15 protein-coding genes and 1 pseudogene are annotated in these 15,683 nt (G+C 67.0%); 7 read left to right on the forward strand and 9 right to left on the reverse strand.

Annotated features, from left to right (window positions below; translation table 11 throughout):
- Positions 1 to 87: 87 nt before the first annotated feature.
- Entirely contained in the window at positions 88 to 507 is a 420-nt protein-coding gene (locus P8192_RS09295) for an ankyrin repeat domain-containing protein (RefSeq protein WP_278156481.1), read from the forward strand.
- Positions 508 to 537: 30 nt separating this feature from the next.
- Positions 538 to 1,272 (forward strand): hypothetical protein, encoded by a 735-nt coding sequence (locus tag P8192_RS09300; protein ID WP_270104954.1) that lies wholly within the window; start codon positions 538 to 540, stop codon positions 1,270 to 1,272.
- A gap of 3 nt (positions 1,273 to 1,275) precedes the next feature.
- Here the strand turns inward: P8192_RS09300 and P8192_RS09305 are convergent, their stop codons facing one another.
- Genes P8192_RS09305 through argC form a run of 6 tightly spaced genes read right to left on the reverse strand, consistent with a single transcriptional unit; the run spans position 1,276 to position 7,193 of the window.
- Positions 1,276 to 1,773: an arginine repressor gene (locus P8192_RS09305; protein ID WP_278156483.1), complete on the reverse strand. Its 498-nt coding sequence runs from the start codon at positions 1,771 to 1,773 to the stop codon at positions 1,276 to 1,278.
- Positions 1,770 to 2,783: an ornithine carbamoyltransferase gene (gene argF / locus P8192_RS09310; RefSeq protein WP_278156485.1), complete on the reverse strand. Its 1,014-nt coding sequence runs from the start codon at positions 2,781 to 2,783 to the stop codon at positions 1,770 to 1,772. The genes P8192_RS09305 and argF overlap by 4 nt, the downstream gene beginning before the upstream one ends.
- Positions 2,780 to 4,048 carry an acetylornithine transaminase gene (locus P8192_RS09315; protein ID WP_278156487.1) on the reverse strand — a complete coding sequence of 423 codons (1,269 nt, stop codon included), beginning with the start codon at positions 4,046 to 4,048 and terminating at the stop codon, positions 2,780 to 2,782. The genes argF and P8192_RS09315 overlap by 4 nt, the downstream gene beginning before the upstream one ends.
- Entirely contained in the window at positions 4,045 to 4,995 is a 951-nt protein-coding gene (gene argB, locus P8192_RS09320; protein WP_278156489.1) for an acetylglutamate kinase, read from the reverse strand. The genes P8192_RS09315 and argB overlap by 4 nt, the downstream gene beginning before the upstream one ends.
- Positions 4,996 to 5,013: 18 nt before the next feature.
- Positions 5,014 to 6,165, reverse strand: coding sequence for a bifunctional glutamate N-acetyltransferase/amino-acid acetyltransferase ArgJ (gene argJ, locus P8192_RS09325; RefSeq protein ID WP_278156491.1), 1,152 nt, complete (start codon positions 6,163 to 6,165; stop codon positions 5,014 to 5,016).
- Positions 6,162 to 7,193: an N-acetyl-gamma-glutamyl-phosphate reductase gene (gene argC, locus P8192_RS09330; protein WP_278156493.1), complete on the reverse strand. Its 1,032-nt coding sequence runs from the start codon at positions 7,191 to 7,193 to the stop codon at positions 6,162 to 6,164. The genes argJ and argC overlap by 4 nt, the downstream gene beginning before the upstream one ends.
- A gap of 94 nt (positions 7,194 to 7,287) precedes the next feature.
- Here argC and P8192_RS09335 point away from each other — a divergent pair, with 94 nt between their 5' ends.
- On the forward strand, positions 7,288 to 8,283 hold the full coding sequence (locus P8192_RS09335; protein ID WP_278156495.1) for a quinone oxidoreductase family protein: 996 nt from the start codon (positions 7,288 to 7,290) through the stop codon (positions 8,281 to 8,283).
- Between the two features lie 13 nt (positions 8,284 to 8,296).
- On the opposite strand, the gene P8192_RS09340 is transcribed toward P8192_RS09335, so the two are convergent.
- Entirely contained in the window at positions 8,297 to 8,446 is a 150-nt protein-coding gene (locus tag P8192_RS09340; protein WP_278156497.1) for a hypothetical protein, read from the reverse strand.
- 166 nt (positions 8,447 to 8,612) lie between these two features.
- On the opposite strand from P8192_RS09340, the pseudogene P8192_RS09345 reads away from it, so the two are divergent.
- Positions 8,613 to 9,463: pseudogene (locus tag P8192_RS09345) on the forward strand (AMP-binding protein); the annotation flags it as partial.
- On the opposite strand, the gene pheT reads toward P8192_RS09345, so the two are convergent.
- Both pheT and pheS read right to left on the reverse strand, forming a co-directional pair.
- A complete protein-coding gene (gene pheT / locus P8192_RS09350) occupies positions 9,379 to 11,937 on the reverse strand; it encodes a phenylalanine--tRNA ligase subunit beta (protein ID WP_278156499.1) in 2,559 nt (852 codons plus the stop codon). The pseudogene P8192_RS09345 and the gene pheT overlap by 85 nt on opposite strands.
- 3 nt (positions 11,938 to 11,940) lie before the next feature.
- Positions 11,941 to 13,026 (reverse strand): phenylalanine--tRNA ligase subunit alpha, encoded by a 1,086-nt coding sequence (gene pheS, locus P8192_RS09355; protein ID WP_278156501.1) that lies wholly within the window; start codon positions 13,024 to 13,026, stop codon positions 11,941 to 11,943.
- A 117-nt stretch (positions 13,027 to 13,143) separates the two neighbouring features.
- On the opposite strand from pheS, the gene P8192_RS09360 reads away from it, so the two are divergent.
- The 3 genes from P8192_RS09360 to P8192_RS09370 are packed head-to-tail and all read left to right on the forward strand — an operon-like array spanning position 13,144 to position 15,682.
- Positions 13,144 to 13,566 carry a hypothetical protein gene (locus P8192_RS09360; protein ID WP_270104943.1) on the forward strand — a complete coding sequence of 141 codons (423 nt, stop codon included), beginning with the start codon at positions 13,144 to 13,146 and terminating at the stop codon, positions 13,564 to 13,566.
- A complete protein-coding gene (locus tag P8192_RS09365; protein WP_278156504.1) occupies positions 13,563 to 14,255 on the forward strand; it encodes a response regulator transcription factor in 693 nt (230 codons plus the stop codon). Before P8192_RS09360 ends, P8192_RS09365 begins: the two co-directional genes overlap by 4 nt.
- Entirely contained in the window at positions 14,240 to 15,682 is a 1,443-nt protein-coding gene (locus P8192_RS09370) for a sensor histidine kinase (protein WP_278156506.1), read from the forward strand. The genes P8192_RS09365 and P8192_RS09370 overlap by 16 nt, the downstream gene beginning before the upstream one ends.
- Position 15,683 lies beyond the last annotated feature (1 nt).

Raw genomic sequence — 15,683 nt, forward strand, 5'->3', positions numbered from 1 at the left:
TCCTGCGACTTCATGTTGACTATGCAAGAGTCTACATAATTATGCAGGATCGTGCATCTCGCCGGTGCGCCGATTAGTCTGGATCGCATGACCACTCAGCCCGAGCCCGGCTCCGAGCCGCAGCCCCAGCTCACCGACGACCAGATCGAATTCCTGAATTCGCTGTTCGATTTCGCCCGGCAGGGCAACACCGAGGCCCTGCTGTCGGTGATCGATCAGGGTGTTCCGGTGGATCTGACCGACCACAAGGGTGACACCCTGTTGATCCTGGCCACCTACAACCAGCACGCCGATCTCGTGGCCGCACTGCTGGCGCGCGGCGCCGATGTGCAGCGGTTGAACCAGCGCGGGCAGTCGGCCTTGACCTGCGCCGTTTTCACTCAGCACGAGGACAATGTGCGCGCGCTGCTGGCCGCCGGCGCCGACCCCGATGCGGGGGCACAGTCCGCTCGTGCCACCGCCGCCCAATTCCAGCTCGAAGCCATGTCGGCCCTGCTCGAGCGCTGATTACTCGCCACGATCCGATCGGAGATCCCCATGTTCACCACCACTCGCTCCCCCGCCGCTGCTCGATTCGTGCCAGGTACTGTGCGTCGTCGTGCACGCAGCCTGTCCGTGATGGGGCTAGCTGCTGCTGGCGCGCTGGCCCTGACCGCCTGCGGTGGCGCGCCCAGCTTTGAGGAGGCCTGGCCCGAGGCGTACCAGAAACTGCAGGAAGCCGAGTCAGTCGCCATGTCGTTCGAGGGCACCGACCCCAGTGACGACACGACCTACACCTCGGAATATTCCGGGCAACTCGACGACTCCAACTTCGTGGGCACCATCACCCAGGGCGAGAGCGAGCTGGAAATCCGCTCCGTGGACGGGCGCACCGTATTGCGGGGCAATGAGGACTACTTCACCGGGCAGAACGCCGAAGCCCTCAATGAGATGGTCGGCGACGGCTGGGTGGAGCTCGAAGGTCCCGGAGAATTCTCCATCAGCGGTTTCTATGAGTCCCTGACCGGCACCTTCACCGGCGCCGAGGCCACGGAAACCGAGGACCTGGAGGTGCAGAAGGTCGATGAGGACGGCACCGTGCTCTACCAGTACTCCGGCACCGCCGAGAACGGCGAACCCTTCTCGGTCTACCTCAATGAGGACCGCGAGTTGGTGCGCCTGGAGTCGCATTCCGAAAGCCTTGAGGGCACCGTCGAATTCAGCGACTGGAACGCCGTCGAGCCCGTTCAGCTACCGGCCGACGACGAGGTTGTTTCGCTACCCGGCAGCTGAGCCTTATTCGGTGTAGCGCAGGAACCGGGCGGCGAGCGCGTGCCCGCCGTCCGGGTCGCGGGAGACGACCATGATGGAGTCATCACCGGCGATGGTGCCTAGGATTTCGTCCACCCGGGATTGATCCACCACCGAGGCCAGATACTGCGCGGCCCCGGGCGGGGTACGGAGCACCGCAATATTGGCGGAGGCGTCTGCGGAGACCAATAGTTCCCGGCACAGCGCGGCTAACCGGGATTCGTGAGCCTCCGAGGTGCGGATTGAGGCACGTTCCTGACCGGCCGGCCCCTCCTCAGGCACCGTGTAGATCACCTGCCCCTGCCCGTCACGCACCCGGTAGGCGCCCAGGTCGACGAGGTCACGGGACAGGGTGCCCTGGGTGACGCTCATCCCTTGGGCCTCGAGCAGTTCCATCAGCTCGGCTTGGGAATGCACGGGCCGCTCGGCCAGCACCTGCTTGATGGCGGCTTGCCGAGCGGTTTTGGTGGCGGGCACGCTCATGCCGAGGTCCCGGTGGACTGCCCGCGCGCGGCTTGGGCTTCCGGCAACTGAAGATCTGCGGGAATCTCGGCCAGTCCGGAGGCATAAAGAAGCCACGCCATCAGGGCTTTCTGCGCGTGCAGCCGGTTCTCGGCCTCATCGAACACCACCGACTGCGGCCCGTCGATCACCTCGGCGGTCACCTCGTAGTCACGGTAGGCAGGCAGGCAGTGCAGGAAGATCGCCTGATCGTCGGCCTGCGCCATGGCCGCGGCGTCGACGGTGTAGTCGCGGAAGAGCTGCAGGCGCTGTTCTTTTTCGTCTTCCTGCCCCATGGACACCCAGGTATCAGTGACCACGACGTCGGCCCCGGCCAACGCCTCGGCGGCGTCGGTGGTGATGAGCACCGATCCCCCGGTCTGTTCGGCGCGCTCACGGGCGGCCTTCACGATGTCCTCGGCGGGCAGATACCCTTCGGGGCCGGCGATGCGCACGTGTAGTCCCGCCGTGACCCCGGACAGCAGGTACGAGTTGGCCATGTTGTTGGCGGCGTCGCCGAGGTAGGTCATCGTCAGTCCTTCGATGGACCCAGACGCATCGGCTTTGTGTTCCCGGATGGTCTGCAGGTCCGCCAGCAACTGGCAGGGGTGGTAGTCATCGGTGAGCGCGTTGATGACGGGCACCGAACTGTGCTCGGCCAATTCCTCCAACGGGGCCTGGGCGAAGGTGCGCCAGATGACCACCGAGCTCATCCGGGCGAAGACCCGGGCTGAGTCGGAAATGGTCTCTTTGTGTCCCAGTTGGGACTCCCCCGGGTTGATGATCAGCGGGGAGCCACCCAGCGCGGCGATGCCCGCCGAGAAGGACACCCGGGTGCGGGTGGAGGTCTTATCGAAGAGCACGATCCCAGTCTGCGGGCCTTCCAACGGGCGGAAACGGTAGGGCTCGGCTTTCATCAGGGCGGCCAGGTCGAGGACCTCCCTCTGCTCGGCCGGGCTCAGGTCGGTGTCGATGAGAAAGTGGCGGATCATGAGGAAGCCTTCGTCTCGGTGGCGGTCAGGGCGCGGTCGATCAGCGCGGGCAGCTGCTGCAGGAAGGTGCGCAGGGTATCGGCGTCGATGATCAGCGGCGGGGCTAGGCGCAGGGTGTGCGGCCCAGTGGCGTTGATGATCCACCCGGCTTCCAGGGCGGCGGCGACCACGGCGGGGGCGATCTCGACGTCGAGGTCGATCCCGATGAGCCCGCCAAAAGCCCGCACCGCCTGGACGTGGCCGATACCGGATGCGGCGTCGCACACGGCAGTGGCGAGTTCAGAAACATGCTCCAGCAGACCGTCGTGCTCGATGGTCTCAATGACGGCGAGCCCGGCGGCGGTGGCCATCGGGTTGCCGCCGAACGTGGTGCCGTGCTGGCCGGCGGTCAGCAGCTGCGAGGTGGCCTCGGTGAAACACACCAGGGCGCCGATGGGGATGCCCCCGCCGAGGCCTTTGGCCAGGGTCATCGCGTCGGGCATGACGCGGGCGCCGCCGGTGACCTGAGTGTTCTGGTGGGCGAACCAGGTACCGGTGCGGCCCATGCCGGACTGCACTTCGTCGAAAATCAGGAGGGCGCCGTGACGGGTGCAGGCCTCGCGTACGGCTTCCAAGTAGCCCGCCGGGGACGCGTTCACCCCGGATTCGCCCTGGACCGGTTCCAGGATCACCGCCGCGACCGTCTCGTCAATGGCCGACACCATGGCGTCCTGATCACCGAAAGGCAGGTGCTCCACCCCGCCGGGCAGCGGGGCGAAGGGAGCGCGGTACTGTTCCTTCCAGGTGAGGGCGAGGGCTCCCATGGTGCGGCCGTGGAAGGCGTGCTCGACCGCGAGAATGCGGTGGCGGGTGGCGTCACCGTGGCGGCGTGCCAATTTGAACGCGGCTTCGTTGGCTTCGGTGCCCGAGTTCGCGAAGAACACGGTGCCACCGGTGGCCTGCGCCCCGGAGAGTTCCAAGAGGCGTTCGGCCAGCTGGATCTGCGGCACCGATGTGAAGAAGTTGGAGATGTGTCCCAGAGTGGACAGCTGCTCGGTGACAGCGGCCACCAGGCGCGGGTGGGCGTGGCCGAGCGCATTGACGGCAATACCAGCCATCAAATCGGTGTAGGCGTGGCCGTCGGCGTCCCACACGGTCACCCCCTCTCCGCGGACCAGGGTGCGTTGCGGGGTACCGAAGACGCCGGTCAGGGCAGTGCGGTAGCGCTGCATCAGCTCTTCGCCGTCGGTTCCCACAGTATCGGGGTCGGTGGACGGTGCGCTCATGGGGTCACGCTCGCTTTCTGATCGGTGCCGGCCGGGTCATCAGGCAGAATCTGGGTGCCCACCCCGGCGGTGGTGAAGACTTCCAAGAGCATGGTGTGCGGCTCGCGCCCGTCAACAATGTGAGCCTGAGCGACCCCGCCGTCGACGGCTTTAAGACACGCCTCAACCTTGGGGATCATGCCGGATTCCAGGCTCGGCAGGAGCAGGCGCAACTCATCGGCGGTGATACTGGAGACCAGGGAGTCCCGGTTCGGCCAGTCGGAGTAGAGCCCCTCGACGTCGGTAAGGATGACCATTTTCGACGCACCCAGCGCGCTGGCCAGGGCGGCGGCGGCGGTGTCGGCGTTGATGTTGAGCACTTCGCCGGTGGGTTCGCCGTCGTCGCCGATTTCGGGAGCCACGGAGGAGACCACCGGAATTCGGCCGTGGTCCACCAGGTCACGGATGGCGGTCGGGTGCACGCTGGTGACCTCCCCGACCAAACCGAGATCGACCTCTTCGCCGTCCACCACGGTGGTGCGGCGCTTGGCTCGAAACAGCCCAGCGTCTTCGCCGGAGAGTCCGACCGCGTAAGGGCCGTGGGAGTTGATCAGCCCGACCAGCTCACGACCCACCTGACCGGTGAGCACCATGCGCACCACATCCATCGCCTCGGAAGTGGTCACGCGCAGCCCGCCACGGAATTCGGAGGCAATGCCGAGCTTGTCCAGCATGGTGTTGATCTGGGGTCCGCCCCCGTGCAGCACCACGGGGTGGATGCCGCAGTGGTGCAGGAACACGATGTCCTCGGCGAAGGCGCGGCGCAGGTCCTCGGAGACCATGGCGTTGCCGCCGTACTTGATGACCATGGTGGTGCCGGCAAACTGCTGAATCCACGGCAGTGCCTCAACGAGCACAGCAGCTTTGGCCGCGGCCTCGCTGGGGTGGTTGTGATGGGGGATGCTCATGGGGATGCTTTCTTCGAGTCAGCTGGAGTAGACGGAATTTTCGTGCACGTACTCGTGGGTGAGGTCGTTGGTCCAGATGGTGGCGGTCTGCTCTCCGGCGTGCAGGTCGATGAGCACCTGGACCTCGCGCGGTTCCAGGTCCACGAGGTCGCGGGAGTCGCCGATACCACCGGCACGGCAAACCTGGACCCCGTTGATGGAGACGTCCAGCTGGTCTGCTTCAAATTCGGCGTCGGTGGTGCCGACGGCGGCCAGTACGCGCCCCCAATTCGGGTCGCGGCCGAAAATAGCGGTCTTGAACAGGTTCGACCGGGCTACCGCGCGGGCTGCTTCCTCGGCGTCGGTTTCGCTGGCGGCATTGACCACGGTGATGGCGATGTCGTGGCTGGCGCCCTCGGCGTCGGCAATGATCTGCCGGGCCAGGGAGGAGCACAACTCGGTGAGCTCGGCACGGAACTGCGCCGGGTCGGGGGTGACTCCCGAGGCGCCGGAGGCCAACAGGATCACGGTGTCGTTGGTGGACATGCAACCATCGGAATCGGCGCGATTGAACGACACCCGTACCGCGTCCTGCAGGTGCTCGGTGAGAGTGGCGGGATCGACGACGGCGTCGGTGGTGACCACGGCGAGCATGGTGGCCATGCCGGGGGCGATCATGCCGGCCCCCTTGGTCATCCCACCGACCTGGTAGCCCGCACCGGAGACCACAGCGGTCTTGGGCACCGAATCGGTGGTCATGATGGCCACGGCCGCAGCGTCGCCGCCGTCCTCGCTCAGCTCACCAGCGGCCTTGTCGACCCCGGCCAACAGCTCGGGCATGGGCAGGCGCTCACCGATCAGCCCGGTGGAGCAGACCTGAACATCGAGGGCGGAGAGGCCGAGGGTGCCGGCGACTTTCTCGGCGGTGGCGTGGGCGTCCTGGAACCCCGGGGCGCCGGTGCACGCGTTGGCCCCGCCGGAGTTCAGCACCACGGCATCGGCCCGCCCGTCGGTGATCGCCTGGCGCGACCAGATCACCGGCGCGGCGACGACGCGGTTGGAGGTGAACACCGCGGCGGCGTGGTGATCGGGGCCGTCATTGACGACGAGTGCTAAGTCTGGGTTGCCGTTGGATTTGATACCGGCGGCGATCCCGGAGGCGCGGAATCCTTGGGCTGCGGTGACGCTCATGGGGTGACTCCCTGGTGGGCCAGGCCGGCGTTCTCCGCCAGGCCGAGGGCAATGTTCATGGACTGGACGGCACCACCGGCGGTGCCCTTGGTGAGATTGTCAATCGCAGCGGAGACGATGACGCGCCCAGCGTGAGCATCCACCGCGAGCTGCAGCACCGCGTGGTTGGACCCCAGCACGGACTTCGTAGCCGGCCACTGTCCCTCCGGCAGCAGGTGCACGAACTCCTCGTCGGCGTAGGCGTCACTGTAGGCCTGACGCACCTGGGCCTCGGTGACACCGGGACGCAGCTTGGCGGTGGCGGTGGTGAGAATGCCGCGGGCCATCGGCGCCAGCGTGGGGGTGAAGGAGACCTGGACCGACTCTCCGGCGGCCCAGCTCAGCCCCTGCTCAATCTCGGGGGTGTGCCGGTGGCCGCCGCCGACACCGTAGGGGCTCATCCCACCCATAACCTCGGAGCCGAGCAGATGCGGCTTCGTCGATTTGCCCGCGCCGGAGGTGCCGGAGGCTGCCACGATCACCACGTCTTCGGGCTGCAGCAGCCCGGCGGAGTAGCCGGGGCTCAGTGCCAGCAACGACGACGTCGGGTAGCAGCCGGGTACGGCGATGCGCCGGGCCCCGCGCAGGTGCTCGCGCCGGCCGGGCAGCTCGGGCAGGCCGTAGGGCCAGTGCCCGGCGTGCTCTGAACCGTAGAACTGCTGCCAGGCGTCGGCGGATTCGAGACGGTGATCGGCTCCGGCGTCAATCACCAGGGTGTCGGCCGGAAGCTGGGCAGCAATCTCCGCGCTGGCCCCGTGCGGCAAGGCCAGGAAGACGACGTCATGCCCGGCCAATACCTCGGCCGTGGTGTCTTCGAGCACGCGGTCGGCCAGGGAGTGCAAATGCGGCTGCAGGCTCCCCAGCCGCTGTCCTGCATTGGAATGGGCGGTGATCGATCCGATGGTCACCTCGGGATGCGTGCTGAGCAGGCGCAGCACCTCTCCCCCGGCGTAGCCACTGGCTCCTGAAACGGCGACGGTAAGACTCATAGGTCAAGGATACAGAAATTATGCAGTCCGGCCAATATCACACAAATAATTATGCACGGTGTCGTGGGCTCGGTGGACGGGATACGGTGGAACCATGACCGAGAGCGATTCACAGATCCCCGCCCAGCACCGTGCCATCGTCGTCGAGCAGACCGGCGCCCCTGAAGCCCTGACCTGGACCACCGTGGACACCCCCACCCCCGGGGCCGGCGAGGTGCTGATCCGCACCGCCGCTGCTGGGCTCAATTTCATCGAGACGTACCAGCGTTCCGGCGTGTACCCGATGACGACGCCGTTCACCCCGGGCACCGAGGCTTCCGGCGAGGTCGTCGCGGTGGGCGAGAACGTTACCACGGTATCGGTGGGTGACCGGGTGGCCACCGCGGCTGGACGCGCCACCTACGCCGAACACTTCGTGGCGCCGGCCGAGCAGCTGCTTCGGGTTCCCGAGACCATGGATCTGGCCGAGGCTGCGGCGTTGCCGCTGCAGGGGATGACCTCCCATTACCTGTGCCGTTCCACCTACCCGGTGTCGGCCTCGGACACGGTGCTGCTGCACGCCGGGGCCGGCGGCGTGGGCCTGGTACTCACCCAGCTGTGCGTCAGCCTTGGCGCCACCGTGTACACCACGGCATCGACGGAAGAGAAGAAGGAACTGTCTCTCCAGGCGGGCGCCACCGAGGTATTTGACTACGACGATGTCGCCACCCGCGTCCGCGAGCGCACGGGCGGCAAGGGCGTGGACGTGGTCTTCGACGGTGTTGGCAAAGACACGTTCGAAGCATCGCTGTCCGCGCTGCGCCCCCGCGGGATGATGGTGCTCTTCGGTGGCTCCTCGGGACAGGTGCCGCCCTTTGACCTGCAGCGGCTCAATGCCTTGGGCTCTCTCTTTGTCACTCGGCCCTCCCTGGCGGCCTACACCGCCACGGGTGAAGAAACCGCGTGGCGGGGCGAGGAACTGTTTGCCGCGCTCCAGGAGGGCACCCTGAACCTGCGCATTGGCGACCGTGTGCCCCTGGCGGAGGCCGCTCGGGCCCACACCGCACTGGAGGGGCGCCAGACGACCGGCAAGGTGATTCTCACCGTCTGAGTGCGCGACCGGGCTAGATGAACAGCCCGATCAGAGTCGAGCACAGCAGGGCCCCGATCACGATCAGCGCCAACACGCTAACCACTCGCCGACCCCGAGTCCGATCACGGCGTTCTTCGGCGGTGAACTCGGTGGGATTCAGTTCCCATGGTTGCCGGTCCATGCTCATCGCGGGGCACTCACCCTTCGTCGTCGTGCTGGTGCTCGCTACTTCATGCTACCGGGGAGGACACCTGGGGTTCACCTTGCTGGCGTGGGATCGCTAGGCGCGATCCCCAGTGGATCCCCGAAGGAAGGCCTCCGTCACCGTGAGCACGTATCTGCCGTAGCTGCCCGCCGCTCAGCGGGCTCCTGCGGTACGGACCTTGATCGATATTCTGAGCGAAACCGCCCGAGAACACCCGGAGGCCCCGGCCCTGGACGACGGCGACTCCGTTCTGTCCTATGCGGAGCTACTCGACGAGGTCAAGACGCTGGGCCGCGACCTGTACGCCGCCGGCATCGGTGCCGGAGACCGGGTGGGCGTGCGCGGCTGGTGTTTTCCTAGGCGAAGGTCGCTGCGATTCTGACGTCCGGGGAGATCCAGGTCAGCGATTCCCGTCCCCGTCCCTTCCCGGAGCCGCGATTGCCCGGGCCCAACGACGACGCCTGGATGATCTTCACCTCCAGCTCGACCGGCACCCCGAGGGGTGTGGCCGTGACCCACCGCAACACCGCAGCTTTTGTGGATGCCGAGGCGCGGATTTTCCTGCAGCCGGCCCCCTTGGGTCCCGGCGACCTGGTGCTCGCCGGGCTATCGGTGACTTTTGACGCCTCCCGTGAGGAAATGTGGCTGGCCTGGCGATCGGGCGCCTGCCTGCTGCCCGCCCCGCGCTCCCTGGTTCGCTCCGGCATGGACCTTGGCCCCTGGCTGGTGTCCCGCTCGATCAATGTGGTCTCCACCGTGCCGACCCTGGTCGCACTGTGGCCGCCGGAAGCCCTGGAAAACGTGCGCCCATTGATTTTCGGCGGTGAGGCCTGCCCGTCCGATCTGGCGGCACGGTTGGCCGAGGACGAACGCCTGCGTCGTCGCCCAGCCAGATGGTGGTCACCGGGTCAGCGCTGGACGGCACCGAACCGCTCGACGGCTGCCGCAGTAGCCGCGGCACGGGCCTCCGAGGCCTCGTCAGCGGTCAGGGTGCGGTCCGCGGCCCGGAAACGCAAACTGAAGGCGAGCGATTTCTTGCCTTCGTCCACGCCGGGTCCTTGGTATACGTCGAACAGTGCGATCTCCTCGAGCAATTCGCCAGCCGCTGTGGCCAGAGTCTGCTGCACCTGGGCGGCCGCGATGTCGGCATCCACCACCAGCGCCACGTCCTGCGTGGTCGCGGGGAAAGTGGACAGCGGCTCGGCCTCGACCACATCCGGTGCGGTCGCGGCCAGAGCGTCCAGATCCAGTTCGACGGCGACAGTGCGGGCCGGCAGGTCGGAATTTTCCAGAAGCTTCGGCAACAGCTCCCCGGCGTAGCCGATCACGGTGCCGTCGGCCAACTGCAGGGCGGCGGTGCGACCCGGGTGGAACGCTTGATGGGCGCCCTGCGCCACGGTGAGGGTGGCACCGAGCAGATCGGCAATGTCCAGGGCCGTGGATACGGCGTCCTGCCAGTCCCAGGGGCGCGGATCGTGGCCCGGCCCCGGGGCGGAGTCATGTCCGATAAACACGGCGGCCACGCGTTGCGGCTGGTTCGGGATGCCGGCGTTGAGCTCGGCCAGCACCTCGGGTGCAGGCAGTGCGCCCAGCGGCGGGATCTCGGAAGAACCCAGTCGCTCACCGGGCAGGAACACCTGACCCAGCTCGTACAGGGCCAAGTCGCGGAAGCCACGGCCGTGGTTGCGGCGTGCGGTTTCTAGCAGTCCGGGCAGCAGCGAGGTGCGCAGGTAACCAAACTCGGCGGAGATCGGGTTGGCCAGGTGCACGGCCGGCACGTCTGCCCCGGCGTCAGGGGTACCAAACTGCCGGTTCTGGGCCTCAGAGACGAACGGGTAGGCCAACGTCTCCACCAAGCCAGCATCGGCCAGCCCCTGGGCCACCCGGCGGCGCTGGGCCTGGGTGCGGGTGAGCCCGCGGCCCGGCGGCGGCACCGGAACGGTAGCCGGAATGATGTCGTACCCGACGAGTCGGGCGATCTCCTCGATGAGGTCTTCCGGGATGGCCAGGTCGTGCCGCCAGGTCGGCGGGGTCACGTTGATTGCGTCTTCGCCCGACGAGGTCTGGGTGCGCTCGACGGTGGCCCCAATCTGTTCCAGCACGGAAACGATCTGCTCGGCCGGGTAGTCCACGCCTATCAGCCTGGACGGCGCCTGCAACGGCAAGGTGATGGCCACCGGTTCCGGGCGCTGTCCGACGTCGGTGATGCCGGGGGCTGCGGTACCGCCGGCCAGTTCCACCAGCAACTGCACGGCCCGCTCGGCGGCCTTATCGGCCACCTCCCAGTCCACGCCGCGCTCATTGCGCTTGGACGCTTCCGAAGGCAGCTTGTGGCGACGCCGGGTCCGGCCGATGGAGACCGGGTCGAAGTGGGCGGATTCGATGACGATCGTGGTGGTCTCATCCCCCACCTCGGTGTCCGCGCCGCCCATGACGCCGGCCAGGCCGATGGGACCGCGATCGTCGGTGATCAGCAGATCCTCGGTGTTCAGGCTGCGCTGCTTATCGTCAAGGGTCACCAAGGTTTCGCCCTGCAGGGCCCGGCGCACCACGATCTCGCCGGAGAGCTTGTCGCCGTCGTAGAAGTGCAGTGGCTGACCGAGTTCCCACATCACGTAGTTGGAGATGTCCACGGGCAAGGAGATGGAGCGCATCCCGGCCAGGCGCAAACGCTGTGCCATCCAGGCCGGGGTGGGACGGGTGGTGTCGATGCCGGTGACGGTACGGGTGACGAACCGGTCGCAGCCGGGCACCCCGTAGATGGGGGCAGCGTCATCAAGGCGCACCGGATAGCCCTCGCCGTCGGCTGCCGGGGGCTGAACCTGCCCGGCAGGGTCGGTGAAGGTCCCGCCGGTGGCGTGGCTGTATTCACGAGCCACCCCGCGGATGGAGAACGCGTAGGAGCGGTCTGCCGTCACGTTGATCTCGGCGGCCTCGTCGTCCAGGTGCAGCAGGGAGTGCACATCGGTGCCGACCTCGGGGTCCAGGCCCCATTCGGAGAGGACGATGATGCCGTCGTGGACATCCCCTAAGCCCAGCTCGCGGGCCGAGGCGATCATCCCGGCAGAAACATGACCGTAGGTCTTGCGCGGGGAGATCCGGAAGTCTCCGGGCAGCACGGCCCCGGGCAGGGTGACGATCACTTTGTCGCCCACGGTGAAGTTGTGCGCGCCGCACACCACGCCCTGCACGCCGGAGGGGTCGATGCCGTCGCCGGTGAGGGTCTGCTCGGTGCCTTCGGGCACCACACGCACCTGGCACCAGTTGATAGTCTTGCCGTTCTTCTGAGGCTCGGGCGTCATCTCGAGCACTTCGCCGACGACGATGGGCCCGGTCAACTCGTCGGAAGGGCGGTGCACGTCCTCTTCTTCAAAACCAACGCGCACCAGATCGGCCATGACCGACTCAGCGGTGGCATCAGTGGCGACGGGGACGAATTCACCCAGCCAAGACAGCGGGATACGCATGAATCAAATCTCCATTCCGAAGTGCTGGGAGAAGCGGATATCGCCTTCGATCATGTCGCGCATATCGGACACGTCGTTGCGGAACATCAGGGTGCGTTCGATGCCCATACCGAACGCGAAACCGGAAAACTCCTCCGGGTCCAGTCCGGCGGCACGCAGCACGTTGGGGTGCACCATGCCGCAGCCGCCCCATTCGATCCACTGGGGACCGCCTTTGGCGCCGGGGTGCCAGATGTCCATCTCGGCGGAGGGCTCGGTGAACGGGAAGAAATTCGGGCGGAGACGGATCTCGGCTTCGGGGCCGAACATCTGCCGGGCGAAGTACTCTAGGGTGCCGCGCAGATCCGCCATCGTCAGCCCACGGTCAATAGCAAGCCCCTCGAATTGGTGGAACACCGGAGTGTGGGTGGCGTCCAGCTCATCGGTGCGGAAGGTGCGTCCCGGGCACAGCACGTACACCGGTGCGCCGCGTTCGATCATGGAGCGGACCTGCACCGGGGAGGTGTGAGTGCGCAACAGCAGGTGCGCTTCGGCGGGCTCCACGAAGAACGTGTCCTGCATTTCGCGGGCCGGATGATCGGGCAGGAAGTTCAGCGCGTCGAAGTTGAACCACTCGCTCTCCAGCTCGGGCCCCTCGGCAATCTCCCACCCCATGCCGATGAAAATGTCCGAGACTCGCTCCTGCAGCACCGACAGCGGGTGACGAGCCCCCACGCGACGACGACGCACAGCCGTGGTGACGTCTACAGTCTCTTCGACCAGCATGCGCGCGGCGTATTCTTCTTCCAACACCTGGGTGCGGGCCGCCAGCGCCTGGTTGATCCGGCCGCGGGCCTGGCCCATGGTCTTACCAGCGGTTGCCTTGTCTTCCTTGGCCAGAGAACCGATGGCGCGGTTGGCCAAGGTCAGCGGAGCCTTATCACCGGTGTGCGCCAGGCGAGCCGTCTTCAGCTCGTCCAGGGTGGTGGCTGCGTCGAATGCGTCCAGGGCCACCTGCACGCTGGCCTGGACGGCCTCGGCATCGGTCGGCGAAGGGATCTCGACGCGATCGGGACTCTGTGGGTCCGTCACGGAGGACTGGTCGGACATTTCGAAGCACACGCCTTTGATACTCGTACGGCTGGTTCAGGGGAACGAAGCACAGTCTATCGACTCCGCCCCGAGCCACACGACACGTGTTCCGACGTGTCCGGTAGGGTTCACCTCATGTCGACGGTGCGGACCTGGTGGAATCTCCTCAACGGCTCCACCGTGCTCGGCCTGCTGATCGCCGTAGCCAGCAGAACCACCTTGCGTCCGGGCCCGCGAGGCACGCTGCTGGCTCAGGGATACACCTGGGGCTTCCCGAACGGCGGAGCGATCACCATCGGCAACGTGATCCTGGTCCGCCCCGGCGTACGCTGCACCGAGGCGCTACTACGCCACGAGGACCGTCACGTCAGCCAGTACGCGTTCTGCTTAGGGCTCCCCTTCCTCATCCTCTACGCGGTCAGTGTTGCGGTGTCTCTGGCAGTGTGCGGGGATACCGCGAGCGCGAACCCCTTCGAACGTGCCGCGGGCCTGGCCGACGGCGGATATCGAGCCCATCCTCCCAGGTGGCGGCGGACACACCGTAGAATCAGCACATGATCCGAGTTCTGCTGGTCGAAGACGATACGCGCCTGGCCAGCGCCCTGGCCGATGTGCTGGAGAGTCACGGTTTCGCCGTCACCTCCGTGAGCACCGGCGCCGCCGCGCTGTCCGCAGACACCGCCGACCTCGTGCTGCTGGATCTGGGGCTGCCCGATATGGACGGGCTCGAAGTGCTCTCGGGTCTGCGCGCTCGCTACGACATGCGCGATGCCGGGATCATCGTGCTCACCGCCCGCGGCCAGACGGTGGATCGTATCCAGGGGTTGCGGGCCGGAGCAGATGATTACCTGTCTAAACCCGTGAGCATCGCCGAGCTCACCGCACGCATCGAAGCCGTGGCACGTCGCATGACCCGGTCCCGACCCACCACGTTGCGTGCGGGCGTACTCGAGCTGGACCTGGGCGCTAGCGAGGCCCGGGTCTCGGGCACCGCACTGAGCCTCACCGTCAAGGAGTTCGAGCTGCTGGCGGCACTGATGGAAGACCACGGGCGCACCGTGCACCGCGACCGGCTGCTGCTCCGCGTCTGGCGCACCGTCTATCCCAGCACCGCGCGTTCGCTCGAAGTCCACATCAGCGCCTTGCGCTCGAAACTCGCGGCCCTCGCCGACGACGACATGGTGCTCATCGAGACGGTGCGCGGCGTTGGATACCGGCTGATGGCCACCCCATGCACCGCCGGCTAACCGCCATCTACTTCACCCTGCTCGTGGTCGCCACCCTCGGGCTGGCTGTACCGCTGAGTGTCGCCGTCGTCGATCGCGCCACCCACACCCTGGTGATGGACCGCACAGCCGATGCCGCCCGGTTCGCCTCGCTCTCCGAGAACGCCATTCTCACCGGCCGGGTGGACTCCACCGAGGCCGAGCTGAGCATCTACGAACAGCTTTATGGGATCCGCGCAGTCGTGCTCGACGCCGACGCCCGGCTCGTGGCTGCTTCCTCTCCTGACGTGAGACTGCAGACGCTCCAGGAAGCCGCCGGATTCGCCCCTGAGACTGCGGGATTACCCGGAGAAATTGTGATGACGGCACTGGCCGGGTTGCGCCAGGAATCCGAGCCGCGGATCTGGCCGTGGTCCGTCCGCCAGCTGCTCATCGCCGAGCCGATCAACACCGGTGATGAGACCGTCGGCGTGGTGGTCACCGCCTCGCCCACCGGTGACCTCCACCGTTCCATCCTGTTGCAGTGGCTCATGATTGCCACGGGCGTGGCGCTGGCCCTGGTGCTAGGAGTATGGGCGGCACGCCCGCTCAGCCAGTGGGTGATGCGCCCGGTGGCACGGCTGGCCGATGCCGCCCAGGACATCAGCCGCGGCCGGTTGGATGCGCGCGTCTCCGAGCTGGACGGCCCCGGCGAGCTCAAGCACCTCGCCCACGCTTTCAACCAGATGAGCGCCACCATCACCGAGATCCTGGACCGTCAGCGTCACTTCGTCGCTTACGCCAGTCATCAAATCCGCAACCCGCTGGCCGGTGTGCGACTGCGCGTCGAAGCCCTCGGCGCCGCGCTTCCTCCGGAACGACTGCCCGCTCACCGCGCCGCGCTGGAAGAACTCGACCGCCTCACCCGCACCTGTGAAGGCCTGCTGAATCTCGCCCGCGCCGCCGACGTCGACCCTGAGAAAGTGCTGGTCCCCCTGCACGCCGTCGCCCTGCAGCGGCAGCGGGCCTGGGAACCGGTCGCCGCCCGCCGTGAGGCCCGCGTAGAGGTCGAGGTACCGGAGGACCTGGCCGTGCACCTCGTCGAGCACACCCTGGATCAGACGCTGGATGTGCTCATCGACAACGCGCTGAAATTCGGAGGCGACGGTGTCACCGTGACCTTGCAGGCGCGTCGGCTCGCGGAGGGCACCGTGGAATTGATCGTCGACGACGACGGGCCGGGCATCCCCACCGAACTACTCGAGCAAGCCTTGGTGCCCTTCTGGCGCAACGGCACCGCCCGAAATGCCGCTGGTCTCGACGTCGCTGGTGGGGCCGGACTCGGACTGTCCATCGTCGTCACCCTCCTGGAGCTCGACGAGGGCACTCTCACTTTGGAGACGCGATCCCCGCACGGGCTCCGCGCGGTGGTCCGGCTACCCGCCGCCACGGCCGCCCTGGATCACTGAT

The sequence above is a fragment of the Citricoccus muralis genome (assembly GCF_029637705.1).
Classification (GTDB): Bacteria; Actinomycetota; Actinomycetes; order Actinomycetales; family Micrococcaceae; genus CmP2.

Coding starts and splice junctions, on each gene's coding strand:
- P8192_RS09360 (WP_270104943.1), top strand. CDS start 13,144: ATGTCGACGGTGCGGACCTGGTGGAATCTCCTCAACGGCTCCACCGTG.
- pheT (WP_278156499.1), bottom strand. CDS start 11,937: ATGCGTATCCCGCTGTCTTGGCTGGGTGAATTCGTCCCCGTCGCCACT.
- P8192_RS09370 (WP_278156506.1), top strand. CDS start 14,240: ATGCACCGCCGGCTAACCGCCATCTACTTCACCCTGCTCGTGGTCGCC.
- P8192_RS09365 (WP_278156504.1), top strand. CDS start 13,563: ATGATCCGAGTTCTGCTGGTCGAAGACGATACGCGCCTGGCCAGCGCC.
- P8192_RS09300 (WP_270104954.1), top strand. CDS start 538: ATGTTCACCACCACTCGCTCCCCCGCCGCTGCTCGATTCGTGCCAGGT.
- argJ (WP_278156491.1), bottom strand. CDS start 6,165: ATGAGCGTCACCGCAGCCCAAGGATTCCGCGCCTCCGGGATCGCCGCC.
- P8192_RS09295 (WP_278156481.1), top strand. CDS start 88: ATGACCACTCAGCCCGAGCCCGGCTCCGAGCCGCAGCCCCAGCTCACC.
- P8192_RS09315 (WP_278156487.1), bottom strand. CDS start 4,048: ATGAGCGCACCGTCCACCGACCCCGATACTGTGGGAACCGACGGCGAA.
- argB (WP_278156489.1), bottom strand. CDS start 4,995: ATGAGCATCCCCCATCACAACCACCCCAGCGAGGCCGCGGCCAAAGCT.
- P8192_RS09305 (WP_278156483.1), bottom strand. CDS start 1,773: ATGAGCGTGCCCGCCACCAAAACCGCTCGGCAAGCCGCCATCAAGCAG.
- argF (WP_278156485.1), bottom strand. CDS start 2,783: ATGATCCGCCACTTTCTCATCGACACCGACCTGAGCCCGGCCGAGCAG.
- P8192_RS09340 (WP_278156497.1), bottom strand. CDS start 8,446: ATGGACCGGCAACCATGGGAACTGAATCCCACCGAGTTCACCGCCGAA.
- P8192_RS09335 (WP_278156495.1), top strand. CDS start 7,288: ATGACCGAGAGCGATTCACAGATCCCCGCCCAGCACCGTGCCATCGTC.
- pheS (WP_278156501.1), bottom strand. CDS start 13,026: ATGTCCGACCAGTCCTCCGTGACGGACCCACAGAGTCCCGATCGCGTC.
- argC (WP_278156493.1), bottom strand. CDS start 7,193: ATGAGTCTTACCGTCGCCGTTTCAGGAGCCAGTGGCTACGCCGGGGGA.